The organism is Pseudomonas sp. GM30, assembly GCF_000282275.2.
Classification (GTDB): Bacteria; Pseudomonadota; Gammaproteobacteria; order Pseudomonadales; family Pseudomonadaceae; genus Aquipseudomonas.
The window spans coordinates 1-15919 of record NZ_AKJP02000023.1; the positions used below are offsets into that span (position 1 = coordinate 1).

Consider the following 15919-nt stretch of genomic DNA (forward strand, 5'->3'; position numbering starts at 1 on the left):
ATTGGCCTGCTCGTTGCCGTTGATGCGGTTGTCGAGGTTGTTGCCGGAGCCGTTGATTGCATCCAGGCCGGTCAGCACGAGGTTTTCTACGTTGGCACTCAGGGCAAAGGACACGGAGCTGCGAACCGTATCGATTTCGCTGGCCAGCGTGCTGGTTTCGGTGACTGTATCGCCCAGGTTATCGACGATGTAAGTATCGTTGCCCGCACCACCGATCAGGGCGTCCGCACCCTGACCACCGTCCAGGATGTTATTGCCGTCATTACCGGCGATCGTGTTGTTTTGCGCGTTGCCCGTACCATTGAGGTTGGCGGAGCCGATGAGGTTCAGGTTCTCCAGGTTGGCACCGAGCACATAGTCGATGCTGGCGTTGACGGTGTCGTTGCCCATGCCCGCGTAGTCAAAAATGACATCCCCGGCATTGTCCACGTAGTAAGTGTCGTTGCCGGCACCACCGTACATGGTGTCTGCACCGGCGTTACCGTTGAGGGTGTTATCCAGATCATTGCCGTATAGAACGTCATTGAAAACCGAACCGATGGCGATTTCGATCTTGGCACCGTAGGCAATCGCCAAACCATTGTTGATGAGGTATCCCGTAGACTGATCGACAAAGGCCTTGCCGATATAACTGTAGGTCCCTTCATTAAGGTTGAGCGTCACGGCGGACAATTGGTTGCTGCCGTCGAGGGTGTCGATGCCGCCTGCGTCCCAGATGGTTTCGAAGATCGACTGGTCGGGGGCCCACGAGTAGACGTTATTGCCTGTCTGCCACTGCATGTTGGCACCGTATAGGCTCTGGATCGCGAGGATGTCGAGCAACATCGGCGTAGTCGGCTGATAGGAGTAGTTGCTGTTGTAGCTCATTACCGTGAAGTGAACATCATCAAGCGACGAGTCCAGCAATGTTTTATTTGTCGAGCTGACATCGAATGGATGTTTGAGTCCGAGCGCATGACCGATTTCGTGGATAAAGGTCAGGTAGTCGTAGGAGCCATTGCCCGGGTTGGAGTTGTTCGTCTCCGGGCCGATCCAGACATCGCCCCCTCTAGGGTTGTTGGCCGGGAAGTAGGCCCAGGCAGCTGTCTGGTTATCCATCAACCGATAAGCGCCAAAGCGAAGGTCACCCACGTTGTTGATGTCATCGCTGGTCTGCGTGAAGCTGAGGTTGGCGACAGCACTCCAAGTGGCCAAGGCATTGGTCACCGCAGTTTTCTGCCCGCTCGTCAGTTCGTACAGCGCGTTGTATTCATTATCAGAACTGTAATTGGTGACGAAGTACGAAGTGTTGGGCGCCATGAAGCTATAGCTAAGGCTGGTCGGACCCGAAGCAGGCCAGTTTGCCCCCAGCCAATAAGTTCCGGAGATCAGGCTGTCAACGTACTTGTTACCGGTCAGTGCTGAAGGAAACGCAATTGAATACGACGAAGGGGTAGGCATGGTTTTTCCTGGGTAATATGCGACTATTCCTGAATGCAGTCGCTACAAAATGAACGCGATTCTGTACCAGTATTTACCGATTTGACATCATTTGGCCACCACTTTCAGATTGGTGGCGTCAAATTACTGGCCTGGAATTCTGTATCGGCGCCTACAGTAGAATTCTTAGCAAACTTCATCAGCCATTTGCCAAGGATTCTTATGCCTGCAACTATCCCGTCGCTCATCCGCGAAACCTTCCCCGTCGGCCCGCTCCAGTGCAACTGCACGATCATCGGCGACCCGCTTACTAAAAAAGCCATCGTCGTCGACCCGGGCGGCAATCCTGACCTGATCATGGCGCGCCTCGATGCTCATGGCCTGAAAGTGGTCAGCATCATCCACACCCACGCGCATCTCGATCACTTCCTCGCCTCCGGGCAGATGAAAGAGAAAACCGGCGCGACCCTGCACCTGCACAAGGAAGACCAGTTCCTGTGGGACAACCTCGAGATGCAATGCCAGATGTTCGGCGTGCCTTACACCCCGGTACCGTCGCCGGATCGCTGGTTGAGCGACGATGAAGAACTGGCCTGTGGCTGCGGTGTGGCGCTGCATACGCCGGGACATACGCCCGGTTCCATGAGCTTTTGGTTTTCCGAGGCTAAGCTGTTGATTGCCGGCGACACGTTGTTTCGTCGCGGCGTAGGACGCACGGATTTGTGGGGCGGCGATCAGGCGACCATCGTGCGATCGATCAAGCAGCGGCTGTACACGCTCGACGAAGACGCAATCGTGGTTGCCGGGCATGGTCCGGACACGCGTCTTGGGGATGAAATGCGCGAAAACCCGTTCGTGCGCGCCTAAACATTTTGTCACGAGTGTGCGGCGGAATTTTTCGGCATTGTCATGATCCAACGCCCGCACAGGTCTATTGCCTAGGGCCGCTGCCACACAGAATGCGAAAAAACCAGGAGCTCTTCATGTTCACCACGCCTCGTTTGATTATTGTTGCTACCGCTGTGGCCATGTTGGCCGGCTGCGCCTCGCCCAACCCGTATGACAATCAGGGGCAGGCCGACGGTGGCTCGCAAGGCATGAGCAAAACCGCCAAATACGGCGGTCTCGGTGCGCTGGCTGGCGCCCTGGCGGGTGCCGCCATCGACCACAACAACCGTGGCAAGGGCGCCCTGATCGGCGCGGCGGTGGTGGGGGCTTCGGCGGCCGGTTACGGTTACTACGCCGACCAGCAAGAGAAAAAGCTGCGGGCCAGCATGGCCAACACCGGGGTTGAAGTGCAGCGCCAGGGCGATCAGATCAAACTGATCATGCCAGGCAACATCACCTTCGCCACCGATTCGGCGAACATCGCCCCAAGCTTCTACCAGCCGCTGAACAACCTGGCGAACTCGTTGAAAGAGTTCAACCAGAACCAGATCGAAATCGTCGGCTACACCGACAGCACCGGCAGCCGCCAGCACAACATGGACCTGTCTCAGCGTCGTGCGCAGAGCGTGGCGACCTACCTGACCTCGCAGGGTGTCAGCGGTGCCAACCTGTCGGCGCGTGGCGCCGGCCCGGATAACCCGATTGCCAGCAACGGTGACGTCAATGGCCGTGCGCAGAACCGCCGCGTCGAGGTCAACCTGAAGGCGATTCCGGGCCAGCAGTATGGTGGTCAGCAGCAACAGCCGGGTACGGTGCAGCAGTATCCGTAAGTGAAGGCTTGAGTGAAGAAATGCCCGGTCTTGTGATCGGGCATTTTTTTGGGTTGCCCGTGCTGGCCCTTTCGCGAGCAAGCTCGCTCCCACAGGGATGGGTGTTGTTCACAGAATCTGCGTTCACTACATGACCCTGCGGGAGCGGGCTTGCTCGCGAAGGCGCCGGGCCAATCACCATCAAATCATCAGATACAAAAAAAGCCGACAAGCGAATTGTCCGGGGCTTTTTGTTGGGCGCTAAGCTGATTACTTCTTCAAACCATAATGCTCATCGAGCATGCCTGGCGAGTTCGGGGCTTTCGGTGCATAGTCGCGTGGCGGCTCCTGATCGCGCGGCGGCGTCAGGCGTTCGCGCGGTGCCTGCGCGGCATCGGCGTGCAAAGCGGCGATCAGGCGTTGACGGGTCTGCTCGTCCAGGGCCAGGCGGTTGGCGCCCTCGGCGAGATGATCCTGCACTTCCTGATAGCTTTGGGTCAGCTTCTTGACCAGCATCGCGGTGCTGTTGAAGTGGGTGACCACCTCGTTTTGATAGCTGTCGAAACGCTCCTGGATATCATCCAGTTGACGCTGCGTGCGGCTCGGCGCGGCGTTCGGCGCGACGCGAGCGATCAGGAATCCAATGGCGACACCCACAACCAGGGCAAGAGTCGGTAACAACCAAACTAAGAGCGAGTGTTCCACGAGTCCTTCCTCTATAAACGGCTTTGCTTTACGTTAACGGCTCGAACCTGCGCTGTATACCGCGATTCACTCGCAATAGATTGGCACAGACAATTTGCTAGACGAGTCGACCCGATTCGAGGTCACGGAGTTCCTTCCTTGCTGATGCGTGAAACCCCTGTAGTGATTGACGGCCCGGTGGGTCAACTTGAGTCTCTGTACCTGGATAACGAGCAGCCAATCGGCATCGCGCTGATCTGCCACCCGAACCCGGTGCAGGGCGGCACCATGCTCAACAAGGTCGTCTCGACCCTGCAGCGCACCGCGCGCGATGCGGGCCTGATTACCTTGCGCTTCAACTATCGTGGCGTCGGTGCCAGCGAAGGTTCGCACGACATGGGCATCGGCGAGGTCGACGATGCTCAGGCTGCCGCTGCATGGCTGCGAGAAAAACACCCGGATCTGCCGCTGACCCTGTTCGGTTTTTCCTTCGGCGGATTTGTTGCAGCAAGTCTCGGCGGTCGACTCGAAGCGCAGGGCGTACAGCTCAAGCACCTGTTCATGGTTGCTCCGGCGGTGATGCGTCTGGGCGATCAGGATCAACTGCCACAGCACGGCGAGCTGACCGTGATCCAGCCGGAAACCGACGAAGTGATCGATCCGCAGTTGGTCTACGACTGGTCGGAACAACTCCAGCGCCCCCATGAGCTGCTGAAAGTGGCAGAATGCGGACACTTTTTTCATGGCAAGCTGACCGATCTCAAGGATCTGATCCTGCCGCGTCTCTCGAATTGATTGCAGTCTGACAAGCGATTACCCATGACGAACCGTACCCGTATCCTCACCGGCATCACCACCACCGGCACGCCGCACCTGGGCAACTATGCCGGCGCCATCCGCCCGGCGATCCTCGCCAGCCGCGACAGCAATGCCGACTCGTTCTACTTCCTGGCCGACTACCACGCCCTGATCAAATGCGATGACCCGCTGCGCATCCAACGCTCGCGTCTGGAAATCGCCGCGACCTGGCTGGCCGGTGGCCTCGATGTCGACCGTGTGACCTTCTATCGCCAGTCCGACATCCCGGAAATCCCGGAGCTGACCTGGCTGCTGACCTGCGTCGCCGCCAAGGGCCTGCTCAATCGGGCGCATGCCTACAAGGCCTCGGTGGACAAGAACGTCGAGAGCGGTGAAGACCCGGATGCCGGGATCACCATGGGTCTCTACAGCTACCCGGTGCTGATGGCGGCAGACATCCTGATGTTCAACGCGCACAAGGTGCCGGTCGGCCGCGACCAGATCCAGCACGTGGAAATGGCCCGCGACATCGGTCAGCGCTTCAACCATCTGTTCGGCCAGGGCAAGGAGTTCTTCACCATGCCCGAAGCGCTGATCGAGGAAAGCGTGGCGACGTTGCCGGGCCTCGACGGGCGCAAGATGTCGAAGAGCTACGACAACACCATCCCGCTGTTCTCCAGCGCCAAAGAGATGAAGGACGCGATCTCGCGGATCGTCACCGACTCCAAGGCGCCGGGCGAGGCGAAAGATCCAGACAACTCGCACCTGTTCACCCTGTTCCAGGCGTTCGCCACACCGGCGCAGGCTGACGAGTTCCGCAGCGAACTGCTCGGCGGTCTGGGTTGGGGCGAGGCGAAGAATCGTCTGTTCCAGTTGCTCGACAATGAGCTGGGTGAGTCCCGTGAGCGCTATCACCAGTTGATCGAGCGCCCGGCGGATCTGGAAGACATCCTGCAGCACGGCGCGAAAAAGGCCCGTGCGGTGGCGACGCCGTTTCTCAATGAACTGCGTGAAGCGGTCGGCCTGCGTTCGTTCGTCAATCAGGTGCAAGTGGCGGCGACCACCAAGAAGAAAGCCGCGAAAGCTGCACGCTTCGTCAGCTTCCGTGAAGACGACGGCAGTTTCCGCTTCCGTCTGCTGGCGGCCGATGGCGAGCAACTGCTGCTGTCGCGCAACTTTGCCGACGGCAAAACCGCCGGCCAGGTGACCAAGCAACTGCAATCCGGTCAGGCGCTGGACATTCGCAACGAAGACCTGAGCTTCAGCGTGTGGCTGGAAGGTGAGTGCGTTGGCGACAGCCCGGCGTTCGCTGATGCGGCGGCGCGGGACGCGGCCATCGAGGCTTTGCGCGTTGCGCTGACCCCGGTTCAGGACTAATCCGCGGCGCGGCCCGACCAAGGGCTGATTGCCATTCCTACGGGCCGTCGCTACAGTGACGGCCCGTTTTTGTTGCCTTGCTAACGAATTATGACGCCCCTAGAACGATACCAAGCTGATCTGAAACGCCCGGACTTCTTCCATGACGCCGCGCAGGAAACTGCCGTGCGTCATCTGCAGCGCCTGTACGACGATCTGATCGCGGCCGAGCAGAACAAGCCGGGTTTGCTGGGCAAGCTGTTTGGCAAGAAGGATCAGACGCCGGTCAAGGGCCTGTACTTCTGGGGCGGCGTGGGTCGCGGCAAGACTTACCTGGTCGACACCTTCTTCGAAGCGCTGCCGTTCAAGGAAAAGACCCGCACTCACTTCCACCGCTTCATGAAGCGCGTGCACGAAGAAATGAAAACCCTCGGCGGCGAGAAAAACCCGCTGACCATCATCGCCAAGCGCTTTGCGGCCGAGTCGCGAGTGATCTGCTTCGATGAATTCTTCGTTTCGGACATCACCGACGCGATGATCCTCGGCACGCTGATGGAAGAGCTGTTCAAGAACGGCGTGACCCTGGTCGCGACCTCGAACATTGTTCCGGACGGCTTGTACAAGGACGGTCTGCAGCGCGCGCGGTTCCTGCCGGCCATTGCGCTGATCAAGCAGAACACCGAGATCGTCAACGTCGACAGCGGTGTCGACTACCGTCTGCGCCACCTCGAACAAGCGGAGCTGTTCCACTACCCGCTGGACGAAGCCGCGCACGAAAGCCTGCGCAAGAGCTTCAAGGCACTGACACCGGAATGCACCGCAGCGGTCGAGAATGACGTGCTGATCATCGAAAACCGCGAAATCCGTGCGCTGCGCACCTGCGACGACGTGGCCTGGTTCGACTTCCGCGAACTGTGCGACGGCCCGCGCAGCCAGAACGATTACATCGAGCTGGGCAAGATCTTCCACGCCGTGCTGCTCAGCGGCGTCGAGCAGATGAGCGTCACCACCGACGACATCGCCCGGCGCTTCATCAACATGGTCGACGAGTTCTACGACCGTAACGTCAAGCTGATCATTTCTGCCGAAGTCGAGCTGAAAGACTTGTACACCGGCGGACGCCTGACATTCGAATTCCAGCGTACGCTCAGCCGTCTGCTGGAGATGCAATCGCACGAATTTCTGTCGCGGGCGCACAAGCCTTAAACCGATTCGGCGTACAAAAAAGGGCCTGCGATTGCAGGCCCTTTTTGTATCTGAAATTCACCTCGAACCCTGTGGGAGCGAGCGTGCTCGCGAAAGCGGTGTGTCAGCAATACAAACACTGGCTGACACTACGCCTTCGCGAGCAAGCTCGCTCCCACAGGAGTCCTTGTGTCGTTCAAAAGCTACGCAGCCTGCTGAAACTGCTGCCGATACTGGTTCGGCGACAGCTCGGTGTGCTGGCGGAACAGCCGCGCAAAGAAGCTCGCATCGTCGTAGCCGACCTCATAACTGATGGTCTTGATGCTTTTGCGGCTGCCGGACAGCAAGCCCTTGGCGGTCTCGATGCGCAGGCGTTGCAGGTAGTGCAGCGGCTTGTCGCCGGTGGCGGTCTGGAAGCGGCGCATGAAGTTGCGGATGCTCATGCCGTGCTCGCGGGCCACGTCTTCAAAGCGGAACTTGTCGGCGAAATGCTCTTCGAGCCAGTGCTGGATCTGCAGGATGATCACGTCCTGGTGCAGCTTCTGCCCACCGAACCCGATACGTCCCGGCGAATAACTGCGCTGCACTTCATACAGAATGTCGCGGGCCACGGCTTGCGCCACGTTGGCGCCGCAGAAGCGTTCGATCAGGTAGATATAGAGGTCGCAGGCTGAAGTGGTGCCGCCGGCGCAATACAGGTTGTCGGCGTCGGTCAGGTGCTTGTCCTGATTGAGGTACACCTTGGGGAAGCGCTCGGCGAAGGCATTGAAGAAGCGCCAGTAGGTGGTCGCTTCCTTGCCATTGAGCAGGCCAGCCTCGGCCAGCCAGAACACCCCGGTGGCTTCGCCGCAGAGCACCGCACCGCGTGCGTGCTGCTCGCGCAGCCACGGCAGGATCTGTGGATAACGGCCGCACAGGGTTTCGAAATCGTCCCAGAACGCCGGGAGGATGATGACGTCGGCGTTTTCCAGGCCACCGTCCACCGGCATCATTACGTCACTGAAGCTGTTCACCGGTTTGCCATCGGGGCTGACCAGGCGGGTTTCGAACGCCGGTGTCAGGCCGTGGCCCAGTTGTTTGCCGTAACGCAGGCTGGCCAAGTGGAAGAAATCCTTGGCCTGCATGAGAGTGGATGCGAAAACCCGGTCGATTGCCAGGATGCTGACGCGCCGCAAGGGCGTGGAGACTTGCTTGGACATAATTCAACTTTTGTTTTGTTTTTATAAGGGAAAGTGGTCACCAGACGGCTGGATCGTCTTATTTTTTGTCGGATGTGTCCAGTGTCCCGTGTCGGAGGTGAGGCTTAGTCTCTGAAGGTCATATCCCTCCAACAAGAATGAAAGGTGCCGCATGATCCCCAGAACCTTGTTCAGCTCCGAGCACGAATTGTTCCGCGACAGCGTACGAACCTTCCTCGAAAAAGAGGCCGTGCCGTTCCATGCGCAATGGGAGAAACAAGGCCACATCGACCGCAAGCTGTGGAACAAGGCAGGGGAGGCGGGGATGCTTTGCTCGCACCTGCCGGAAGAATACGGCGGCCTGGGCGCGGACTTTCTGTACAGCGCCGTGGTGATCGAGGAAGTCGGTCGTCTCGGCCTGACCGGCATAGGTTTTTCGCTGCATTCGGACATTGTCGCGCCATACATCCTACATTACGGCAGCGAGGCGCTGAAGCAAAAATACCTGCCAAAACTGGTCTCGGGCGAGATGGTCAGTGCCATCGCCATGACCGAGCCAGGTGCCGGCTCCGACCTGCAAGGGGTCAAGACCACCGCTGTGCTGGATGGCGACGAGTACGTGATCAACGGCTCCAAGACCTTCATCACCAACGGTTTCCTCGCTGACTTGGTGATCGTCGTCGCCAAGACCGATCCGAAGGCCGGCGCAAAGGGCACCAGCCTGTTTGTAGTGGAAGCGAATACGCCGGGCTTCGAGAAGGGCAAACGCCTGGAGAAGGTCGGAATGAAGGCCCAGGACACGTCGGAATTGTTCTTCCAGGACGTGCGCGTGCCGAAGGAAAACCTTTTGGGTCAGGCCGGGGCGGGGTTTGCCTATTTGATGCAGGAATTGCCACAGGAGCGTCTCACGGTGGCGATTGGTGGTCTGGCCTCAGCCGAAGCTGCGCTGAAGTGGACGCTGGATTACACCCGTGATCGCAAGGCGTTCGGCAAGGCGATTGCCGACTTCCAGAACACCCGCTTCAAACTGGCGGAAATGGCCACGGAAATTCAGATTGGCCGGGTCTTTGTCGACAAGTGTCTGGAGCTGCATCTGCAAGGCAAGCTGGATGTGCCGACGGCGGCGATGGCCAAATACTGGGGCACCGACCTGCAATGCAAAGTGCTCGACGAGTGCGTGCAGTTGCATGGTGGCTACGGTTTCATGTGGGAATACCCGGTGGCCCGGGCCTGGGCGGATGCGCGGGTGCAGCGGATCTATGCCGGCACCAATGAAATCATGAAGGAGATCATTGCGCGGTCGTTGTAGGTTTTCGGTGGCTGTCAGACCGCTATCGCGAGCAGGCTCACTCCTACAAGGGGAACGCATTCCAAAATGTAGGAGTGAGCCTGCTCGCGATTGGATCTATGGATTGATCAAGGCGCCGGATTCGGATGATCCTTGTGAATCGCCTCGATCCCCGCCAGCACTTCATCGGAAAGTTTCAGATCAAAACTGGCAATGTTGCTGTCCAGTTGCGCAAGCGTCGTCGCGCCAATGATGTTGCTGGTGACGAACGGTTGCTGGGTGACGAACGCCAGCGCCATTTGCGCCGGATCCAGACCGTGTTCACGGGCCAATGCCACATAGCGGCTGCAGGCAGCTTCCGATTGCGCGTTGAAATAGCGGCTGAAGCGGCTGTAGAGGCTCAGGCGACCTTTCGGTGGGCGAGCGCCACCTTCGTACTTGCCGGACAGGAAACCGAACGCCAGCGGCGAGTAGGCGAGCAGGCCGCACTGTTCGCGGATGGCGATTTCCGCCAGGCCGATTTCAAAGCTGCGGTTGAGCAGGTTGTACGGGTTCTGGATCGACACCGCACGCGGCCAGCCACGGGCTTCGGCCAGAGCGAGGAAACGCATGGTGCCCCACGGCGTCTCGTTGGACAGCCCGATGTGGCGGATCTTGCCGGCCTTTACTTGCTCGTCAAGCGCTTCGAGGGTGTCTTCGAGCGGCGTCAGGTTGGCTTCGATCTTGTGTTTGTAGCCCAGTTGGCCGAAGAAGTTGGTGCTGCGTTCCGGCCAGTGCAATTGATACAGGTCGATGTAATCGGTCTGCAGGCGCTCGAGACTGGCATCCACTGCGGCGGTGATGTGCTGGCGGTTATGGCGCAGGTTTTTGTCGCGGATGTAGTCGATGGTGTTGCCGGGGCCGGCGATCTTGCTGGCGAGGATCCAGTCGGCACGATCACCACGGCTTTTGAAATAATTGCCGATGTAGCGCTCGGTGGTGGCGTAGGTTTCGGCTTTCGGCGGCACCGGGTACATCTCGGCGGTGTCGATGAAATTGATCCCGGCTTCCTTGGCCCGCTCGATCTGGGCGAAGGCTTCAGCTTCAGTGTTTTGCTCGCCCCAGGTCATGGTGCCGAGGCAGATTGCACTCACGTTCAGGTCGGTACGGCCTAGCTGGCGATAGTCCATCGGGTGCTCCTTGGGCAAAACAATCATAAAAGCAGGTTGAAAATTTTTTCGCAATCTGCATAATTGCCGACCTCTTTCTGCAGTGGAAGTGATGCGCCGCCGCCGAAGAATCTTGCCGTTGAACGGACGCGCCGACCCGAGCCCCCGAAAGCGTCTGTATCCGGCTGCCTTTGACTTGTCAAAGTACGCACTATTCAGTAAGATCCGCCGTCTTATTTACAGGCGGCCCCTGAGGCTATAAAGAATGAAAACTTTTACTGCTAAACCGGAAACAGTAAAGCGCGACTGGTTTGTCGTCGACGCTGCTGGTCAGACCCTGGGTCGTCTGGCCACCGAAATCGCGAGCCGTCTGCGTGGCAAGCACAAGCCTGAGTACACTCCTCACGTTGACACCGGCGACTACATCGTCGTAATCAACGCCGAGCAGATCCGTGTAACCGGCGCTAAAACCACTGACAAAATGTACTACTCCCACTCCGGTTTCCCGGGCGGCATCAAGTCGATCAACTTTGAAAAGCTGATCGCCAAAGCCCCTGAGCGCGTGATCGAGACCGCGGTTAAAGGCATGCTGCCTAAGAACCCGCTGGGTCGTGACATGTACCGTAAGCTGAAAGTCTATGCGGGCGCTGCACACCCTCATACTGCTCAGCAGCCCCAAGAACTGAAGATTTAACGGAATAGTTCATTATGTCGGCGACTCAAAATTACGGCACTGGCCGTCGCAAGACCGCAACCGCACGCGTTTTCCTGCGTCCGGGTACTGGTAACATCTCCATCAACAACCGCTCCCTGGACTCGTTCTTCGGCCGCGAAACTGCCCGCATGGTAGTTCGTCAGCCGCTGGAACTGACCGAGACTGTCGAGAAGTTCGACATCTACGTCACTGTCATCGGTGGTGGTGTAAGTGGTCAGGCTGGCGCAATCCGCCACGGCATCACTCGCGCTCTGATGGACTACGACGAAACCCTGCGTAGCGCTCTGCGCAAAGCTGGCTTCGTTACTCGCGACGCCCGTGAAGTTGAACGTAAGAAAGTTGGTCTGCGTAAAGCGCGTAAGCGTCCGCAGTACTCGAAGCGTTAATTCCGCTTCCACGTTCAAAAAAGAACGCCCGATTCCTCACGGAACCGGGCGTTTTTTTATGCCTGCGATTTATCAAAAGAATTGCGCTGTGACAACTTGCCACATTCGTAGACCCCCTATACTGCAAGGCTTGAGGGTATGAGCTCCGGGTAATTCCCTTGTCAGAATTGGGGCTTTTCATTACCATCTCGGCAAAATTTTTATAAGTAACATTGATTTATTTAGTAGATGCCTGATTTAACAGGCCACAAAGCTGATGGGAGAGGACTGAATGAGCAATGACGGCGTGAATGCAGGCCGGCGTCGCTTCTTGGTAGCAGCCACATCCGTGGTGGGTGCTGCAGGAGCGGTGGGGGCTGCGGTCCCGTTCGTGGGGTCATGGTTTCCCAGTGCCAAGGCGAAAGCCGCCGGTGCACCGGTGAAAGTGAATGTCAGCAAGATCGAGCCAGGACAGCAGATGATTGCCGAGTGGCGCGGCCAGCCGGTGTTCATTGTCCGCCGTACTGCGGAAATCCTGGGGAATCTCAAAAAGATCGAGGGCCAGCTCTCCGATCCGACTTCCAAGAACTCCACGCAACCCACCTATGTCGACCCTGAAGTGCGTTCGATCAAGCCGGAAATTCTCCTGCTGATCGGGATCTGCACTCACCTGGGTTGCTCACCAACCTTCCGTCCCGAAGTGGCGCCTGCGGATCTGGGTAAAGACTGGGTCGGCGGCTATTTCTGCCCTTGCCACGGTTCCCACTACGATCTGGCTGGCCGCGTCTACAAGTCGCAACCTGCGCCTTTGAACCTGCCAGTTCCCCCGCATTCCTATGAGACCGATGACCTGATTGTCATTGGCGTCGATACGGAGAAAGCGTGATGAGCAAGTTCATGGATTGGGTTGATGCGCGCTTCCCCGCGACCAAAATGTGGGAAGACCATCTCAGCAAGTATTACGCGCCAAAAAACTTCAACTTCTTCTATTTCTTCGGCTCGCTGGCGCTGCTGGTGCTGGTCAACCAGATCGTCACCGGTGTCTGGTTGACGATGAGCTACACCCCGTCGGCAGAAGAGGCGTTCGCTTCCGTCGAATACATCATGCGCGACGTCGAGTACGGCTCGATCCTGCGTCTGCTGCACTCCACTGGCGCCTCGGCGTTCTTCATCGTGGTCTATCTGCACATGTTCCGTGGCCTGCTCTACGGTTCGTATCAGAAACCACGCGAACTGGTCTGGGTGTTCGGGATGCTGATCTACCTTGCGCTGATGGCTGAAGCGTTCATGGGTTATCTGCTGCCGTGGGGCCAGATGTCCTACTGGGGTGCCCAGGTGATCATCTCGCTGTTCGGTGCGATTCCGGTGATCGGCAACGACCTGACCCAGTGGATTCGTGGTGACTACCTGATCTCCGGAATCACCCTGAACCGCTTCTTCGCCCTGCACGTCGTGGCGCTGCCGATCGTGATTCTGGGTCTGGTGGTGCTGCACATTCTGGCGCTGCACGAAGTTGGTTCGAACAACCCTGATGGCGTCGACATCAAGAAGCACAAAGACGAAAACGGTGTGCCGCTGGACGGCATTGCCTTCCATCCGTACTACACCGTGAAAGACATTGTCGGCGTAGTGGTGTTCCTGTTTATCTTCTGCTTTATCGTGTTCTTCTTCCCGGAAATGGGCGGCTACTTCCTCGAAAAACCAAACTTCGAGCAAGCCAACCCGTTCAAGACGCCTGAGCACATTGCCCCGGTCTGGTACTTCACGCCGTTCTACGCGATCTTGCGTGCGATCCCGGACAAACTCATGGGCGTTATCGCCATGGGCGCCTCGATTGCCTTGCTCTTCGTGCTGCCATGGCTGGATCGCAGTCCGGTCAAATCGATGCGCTACAAGGGCTGGATGAGCAAGATCTGGCTGGTGGTGTTCTGCATCGCGTTCGTGATCCTCGGCATTCTCGGCGTACTCGCTCCGACGCCGGAGCGTACGCTGGTGTCGCAGGTCTGCACCTTCCTGTACTTCGCCTACTTCATTCTGATGCCGTTCTACACCAGGCTCGAGAAGACCAAACCGGTTCCGGAAAGGGTGACTGGCTGATGAAAAAGTTATTTTTTGCTCTGATTTTTGCTGCTCTGCCAGTGCTGTCTTTCGCCGCCGAACACGGTGGCCCGGAGCTGGAAAAAGTCGATATCGACGTGTCGGACAAGGCTGCCCTGCAAGATGGTGCGCGGACCTTCGCCAACTATTGCATGGGTTGCCACAGTGCCAAGTTCCAGCGTTACGAGCGGGTGGCCGATGACCTCGGCATTCCCCACGACATGATGCTCGAGAAGCTGGTGTTCACCGGCGCCAAGATCGGCGACCACATGAACATCGGCATGCAGCCAGCGGACGCCAAGACCTGGTTCGGTGCTGCTCCGCCGGACCTGACCCTGGTGGCTCGCGTGCGTGGTACTGACTGGCTCTACGGTTACCTGCGCTCGTTCTACGAAGATCCGGCGCGCCCATGGGGCGTGAACAACAAGGTCTTCCCGAACGTCGGCATGCCTAACGTGCTGGTCGGCCTGCAAGGTCGTCAGGTGGTGGGCTGCAAGCAAGTGCAGATCGTCGAAGACGGCAAGAAGCAATACGATCCGCTGACCGGTACGCCGCTGACCCATGAAGCGTGCGATCAGTTGACCATCGTGCCGAAAACCGGTGCTCTGAACGAAGAGCAGTTCGATGAGAAGGTCAAGAATCTGGTAACCTTCCTGGCTTACTCGGCTAACCCGGTTAAGCTGCAACATCAGCGCATCGGTACTTACGTCTTGCTGTACCTGGCGTTCTTCTTTGTGTTCGCCTATCTGCTCAAGCGTGAATACTGGAAAGACGTGCACTGATACGCTTCAAGCATTGCTGTTAATCGCGCGCGCCCAAGGGCGCCTCCGATAACGCAAGGTCTGGTTCGCCAGGCATTGCGGGAGGCGCCCTCTGGGCGCGCGCGTTTTTCCGGTTCCGATCATTTCAACAAGCGAGGAGGATCGCCATGGGCGTGACCAATCGGTTGGCCTGTTACTCCGACCCCGCCGACCACTATTCCCACCGAGTGCGCATCGTGCTTGCAGAGAAGGGTGTCAGCGCCGAAATCATTTACGTGGAAGCTGGTCGCCAGCCGCCTAAACTGATTGAGGTGAACCCTTACGGCAGTCTCCCGACACTGGTCGATCGCGACCTGGCGTTGTGGGAGTCGACCGTGGTGATGGAATATCTGGATGAGCGTTACCCGCATCCGCCACTGATGCCGGTTTATCCGGTGGCGCGTGCCAACAGCCGTCTGCTGATTCATCGTATTCAGCGTGACTGGTGTGGTCTGGTGGATCTGATTCTTGATCCCAAGTCCAAGGAGGCCGCGCGTGTCGTGGCGCGCAAGGAATTGCGTGAAAGCCTGACGGGCGTGTCGCCGCTGTTTGCCGACAAGCCGTTTTTCCTCAGTGAGGAACAAAGTCTGGTGGATTGCTGCCTATTGCCAATACTCTGGCGTTTGCCGATTCTGGGTATTGAACTGCCGCGGCCGGCCAAGCCGCTGCTTGATTATATGGAGCGCCAGTTTGCGCGTGAGGCTTTCCAGGCGAGTCTGTCTGGCGTCGAACGCGATATGCGCTAAGGCTTAAGGAGCCGCTATGAACTCCAGTCGACCTTATCTGGTCCGCGCGCTCTACGAGTGGATTGTGGATAACGATTGCACCCCGCACATGCTGGTCAATTCCGAATACCCGGCGGTGCAGGTGCCGCAGGGTTTCGCCAGTGACGGGCAGATCGTCCTGAACATTTCGCCCAGCGCCGTGCGTCACTTGCACATGGACAACGACGTGGTGACCTTCGAGGGTCGCTTCGGTGGCGTTCCGCACAGCCTGTATGTGCCGATCAGTGCGATCCTGGGTATCTATGCCCGGGAGAACGGGCAGGGCATGGTGTTCGATCTCGAGTCGCCGATGGATGACGAAGACGATATCGAGCCCGATGACGACTTGCCGCCACCGGACAGCGAGCCGCCGCGCCCAAGCGGCCGGCCAAGTTTGAAGGTGGTGAAGTAATAAAAAAGGCGAC

The 15919-nt window shown here is 58.3% G+C and carries 17 protein-coding genes; 13 read left to right on the forward strand and 4 right to left on the reverse strand.

The window, feature by feature from the left end; translation table 11 throughout:
* On the reverse strand, positions 1-1440 hold a 1440-nt coding region (locus tag PMI25_RS15595), incomplete at its 3' end, for a M10 family metallopeptidase (RefSeq protein WP_024164468.1).
* 201 nt (positions 1441-1641) lie between these two features.
* On the opposite strand from PMI25_RS15595, the gene PMI25_RS15600 reads away from it, so the two are divergent.
* Positions 1642-2286, forward strand: a complete 645-nt coding sequence (locus PMI25_RS15600; RefSeq protein WP_007961594.1) for an MBL fold metallo-hydrolase — start codon at positions 1642-1644, stop codon at positions 2284-2286.
* A 116-nt stretch (positions 2287-2402) separates the two neighbouring features.
* Positions 2403-3137, forward strand: coding sequence for an OmpA family protein (locus tag PMI25_RS15605; RefSeq protein WP_007961595.1), 735 nt, complete (start codon positions 2403-2405; stop codon positions 3135-3137).
* A 249-nt stretch (positions 3138-3386) separates the two neighbouring features.
* Here PMI25_RS15605 and PMI25_RS15610 read toward each other — a convergent pair whose 3' ends face one another.
* Positions 3387-3821, reverse strand: coding sequence for a YhcB family protein (locus tag PMI25_RS15610; protein WP_007961596.1), 435 nt, complete (start codon positions 3819-3821; stop codon positions 3387-3389).
* Between the two features lie 144 nt (positions 3822-3965).
* Here PMI25_RS15610 and PMI25_RS15615 point away from each other — a divergent pair, with 144 nt between their 5' ends.
* The 3 genes from PMI25_RS15615 (at position 3966) to zapE (ending at position 7160) form a co-directional block, all read left to right on the forward strand.
* Positions 3966-4595, forward strand: a complete 630-nt coding sequence (locus PMI25_RS15615) for an alpha/beta hydrolase (RefSeq protein WP_045122082.1) — start codon at positions 3966-3968, stop codon at positions 4593-4595.
* 24 nt (positions 4596-4619) lie between these two features.
* Positions 4620-5975 (forward strand): tryptophan--tRNA ligase, encoded by a 1356-nt coding sequence (locus PMI25_RS15620; protein ID WP_007961605.1) that lies wholly within the window; start codon positions 4620-4622, stop codon positions 5973-5975.
* 90 nt (positions 5976-6065) lie between these two features.
* Positions 6066-7160, forward strand: coding sequence for a cell division protein ZapE (gene zapE / locus PMI25_RS15625; protein ID WP_007961607.1), 1095 nt, complete (start codon positions 6066-6068; stop codon positions 7158-7160).
* 182 nt (positions 7161-7342) lie between these two features.
* Here the strand turns inward: zapE and PMI25_RS15630 are convergent, their stop codons facing one another.
* Positions 7343-8239: a GlxA family transcriptional regulator gene (locus PMI25_RS15630; protein ID WP_171061848.1), complete on the reverse strand. Its 897-nt coding sequence runs from the start codon at positions 8237-8239 to the stop codon at positions 7343-7345.
* A 250-nt stretch (positions 8240-8489) separates the two neighbouring features.
* Here PMI25_RS15630 and PMI25_RS15635 point away from each other — a divergent pair, with 250 nt between their 5' ends.
* Complete coding sequence (locus PMI25_RS15635) at positions 8490-9626, forward strand: acyl-CoA dehydrogenase family protein (RefSeq protein WP_007961611.1); 1137 nt, start codon at positions 8490-8492, stop codon at positions 9624-9626.
* A gap of 107 nt (positions 9627-9733) precedes the next feature.
* Here PMI25_RS15635 and PMI25_RS15640 read toward each other — a convergent pair whose 3' ends face one another.
* Positions 9734-10774: an NADP(H)-dependent aldo-keto reductase gene (locus PMI25_RS15640; protein WP_007961613.1), complete on the reverse strand. Its 1041-nt coding sequence runs from the start codon at positions 10772-10774 to the stop codon at positions 9734-9736.
* 244 nt (positions 10775-11018) lie between these two features.
* On the opposite strand from PMI25_RS15640, the gene rplM reads away from it, so the two are divergent.
* From rplM to PMI25_RS15675, 7 genes are all read left to right on the forward strand, one after another.
* Positions 11019-11447 (forward strand): 50S ribosomal protein L13, encoded by a 429-nt coding sequence (gene rplM / locus PMI25_RS15645; protein WP_003228062.1) that lies wholly within the window; start codon positions 11019-11021, stop codon positions 11445-11447.
* A 14-nt stretch (positions 11448-11461) separates the two neighbouring features.
* The gene (gene rpsI / locus PMI25_RS15650; protein ID WP_007961615.1) at positions 11462-11854 is read left to right on the forward strand and encodes a 30S ribosomal protein S9; all 393 of its coding nucleotides are present in this window, start codon (positions 11462-11464) and stop codon (positions 11852-11854) included.
* Positions 11855-12125: 271 nt separating this feature from the next.
* A complete protein-coding gene (gene petA, locus PMI25_RS15655; protein ID WP_003228055.1) occupies positions 12126-12719 on the forward strand; it encodes a ubiquinol-cytochrome c reductase iron-sulfur subunit in 594 nt (197 codons plus the stop codon).
* Entirely contained in the window at positions 12719-13930 is a 1212-nt protein-coding gene (locus tag PMI25_RS15660) for a cytochrome b (protein ID WP_007961618.1), read from the forward strand. Before petA ends, PMI25_RS15660 begins: the two co-directional genes overlap by 1 nt.
* Positions 13930-14712, forward strand: coding sequence for a cytochrome c1 (locus PMI25_RS15665; protein WP_007961619.1), 783 nt, complete (start codon positions 13930-13932; stop codon positions 14710-14712). The genes PMI25_RS15660 and PMI25_RS15665 overlap by 1 nt, the downstream gene beginning before the upstream one ends.
* Positions 14713-14858: 146 nt before the next feature.
* On the forward strand, positions 14859-15476 hold the full coding sequence (locus PMI25_RS15670) for a glutathione S-transferase N-terminal domain-containing protein (protein WP_007961620.1): 618 nt from the start codon (positions 14859-14861) through the stop codon (positions 15474-15476).
* A 16-nt stretch (positions 15477-15492) separates the two neighbouring features.
* Positions 15493-15906 carry a ClpXP protease specificity-enhancing factor gene (locus PMI25_RS15675; protein ID WP_003228047.1) on the forward strand — a complete coding sequence of 138 codons (414 nt, stop codon included), beginning with the start codon at positions 15493-15495 and terminating at the stop codon, positions 15904-15906.
* Positions 15907-15919 lie beyond the last annotated feature (13 nt).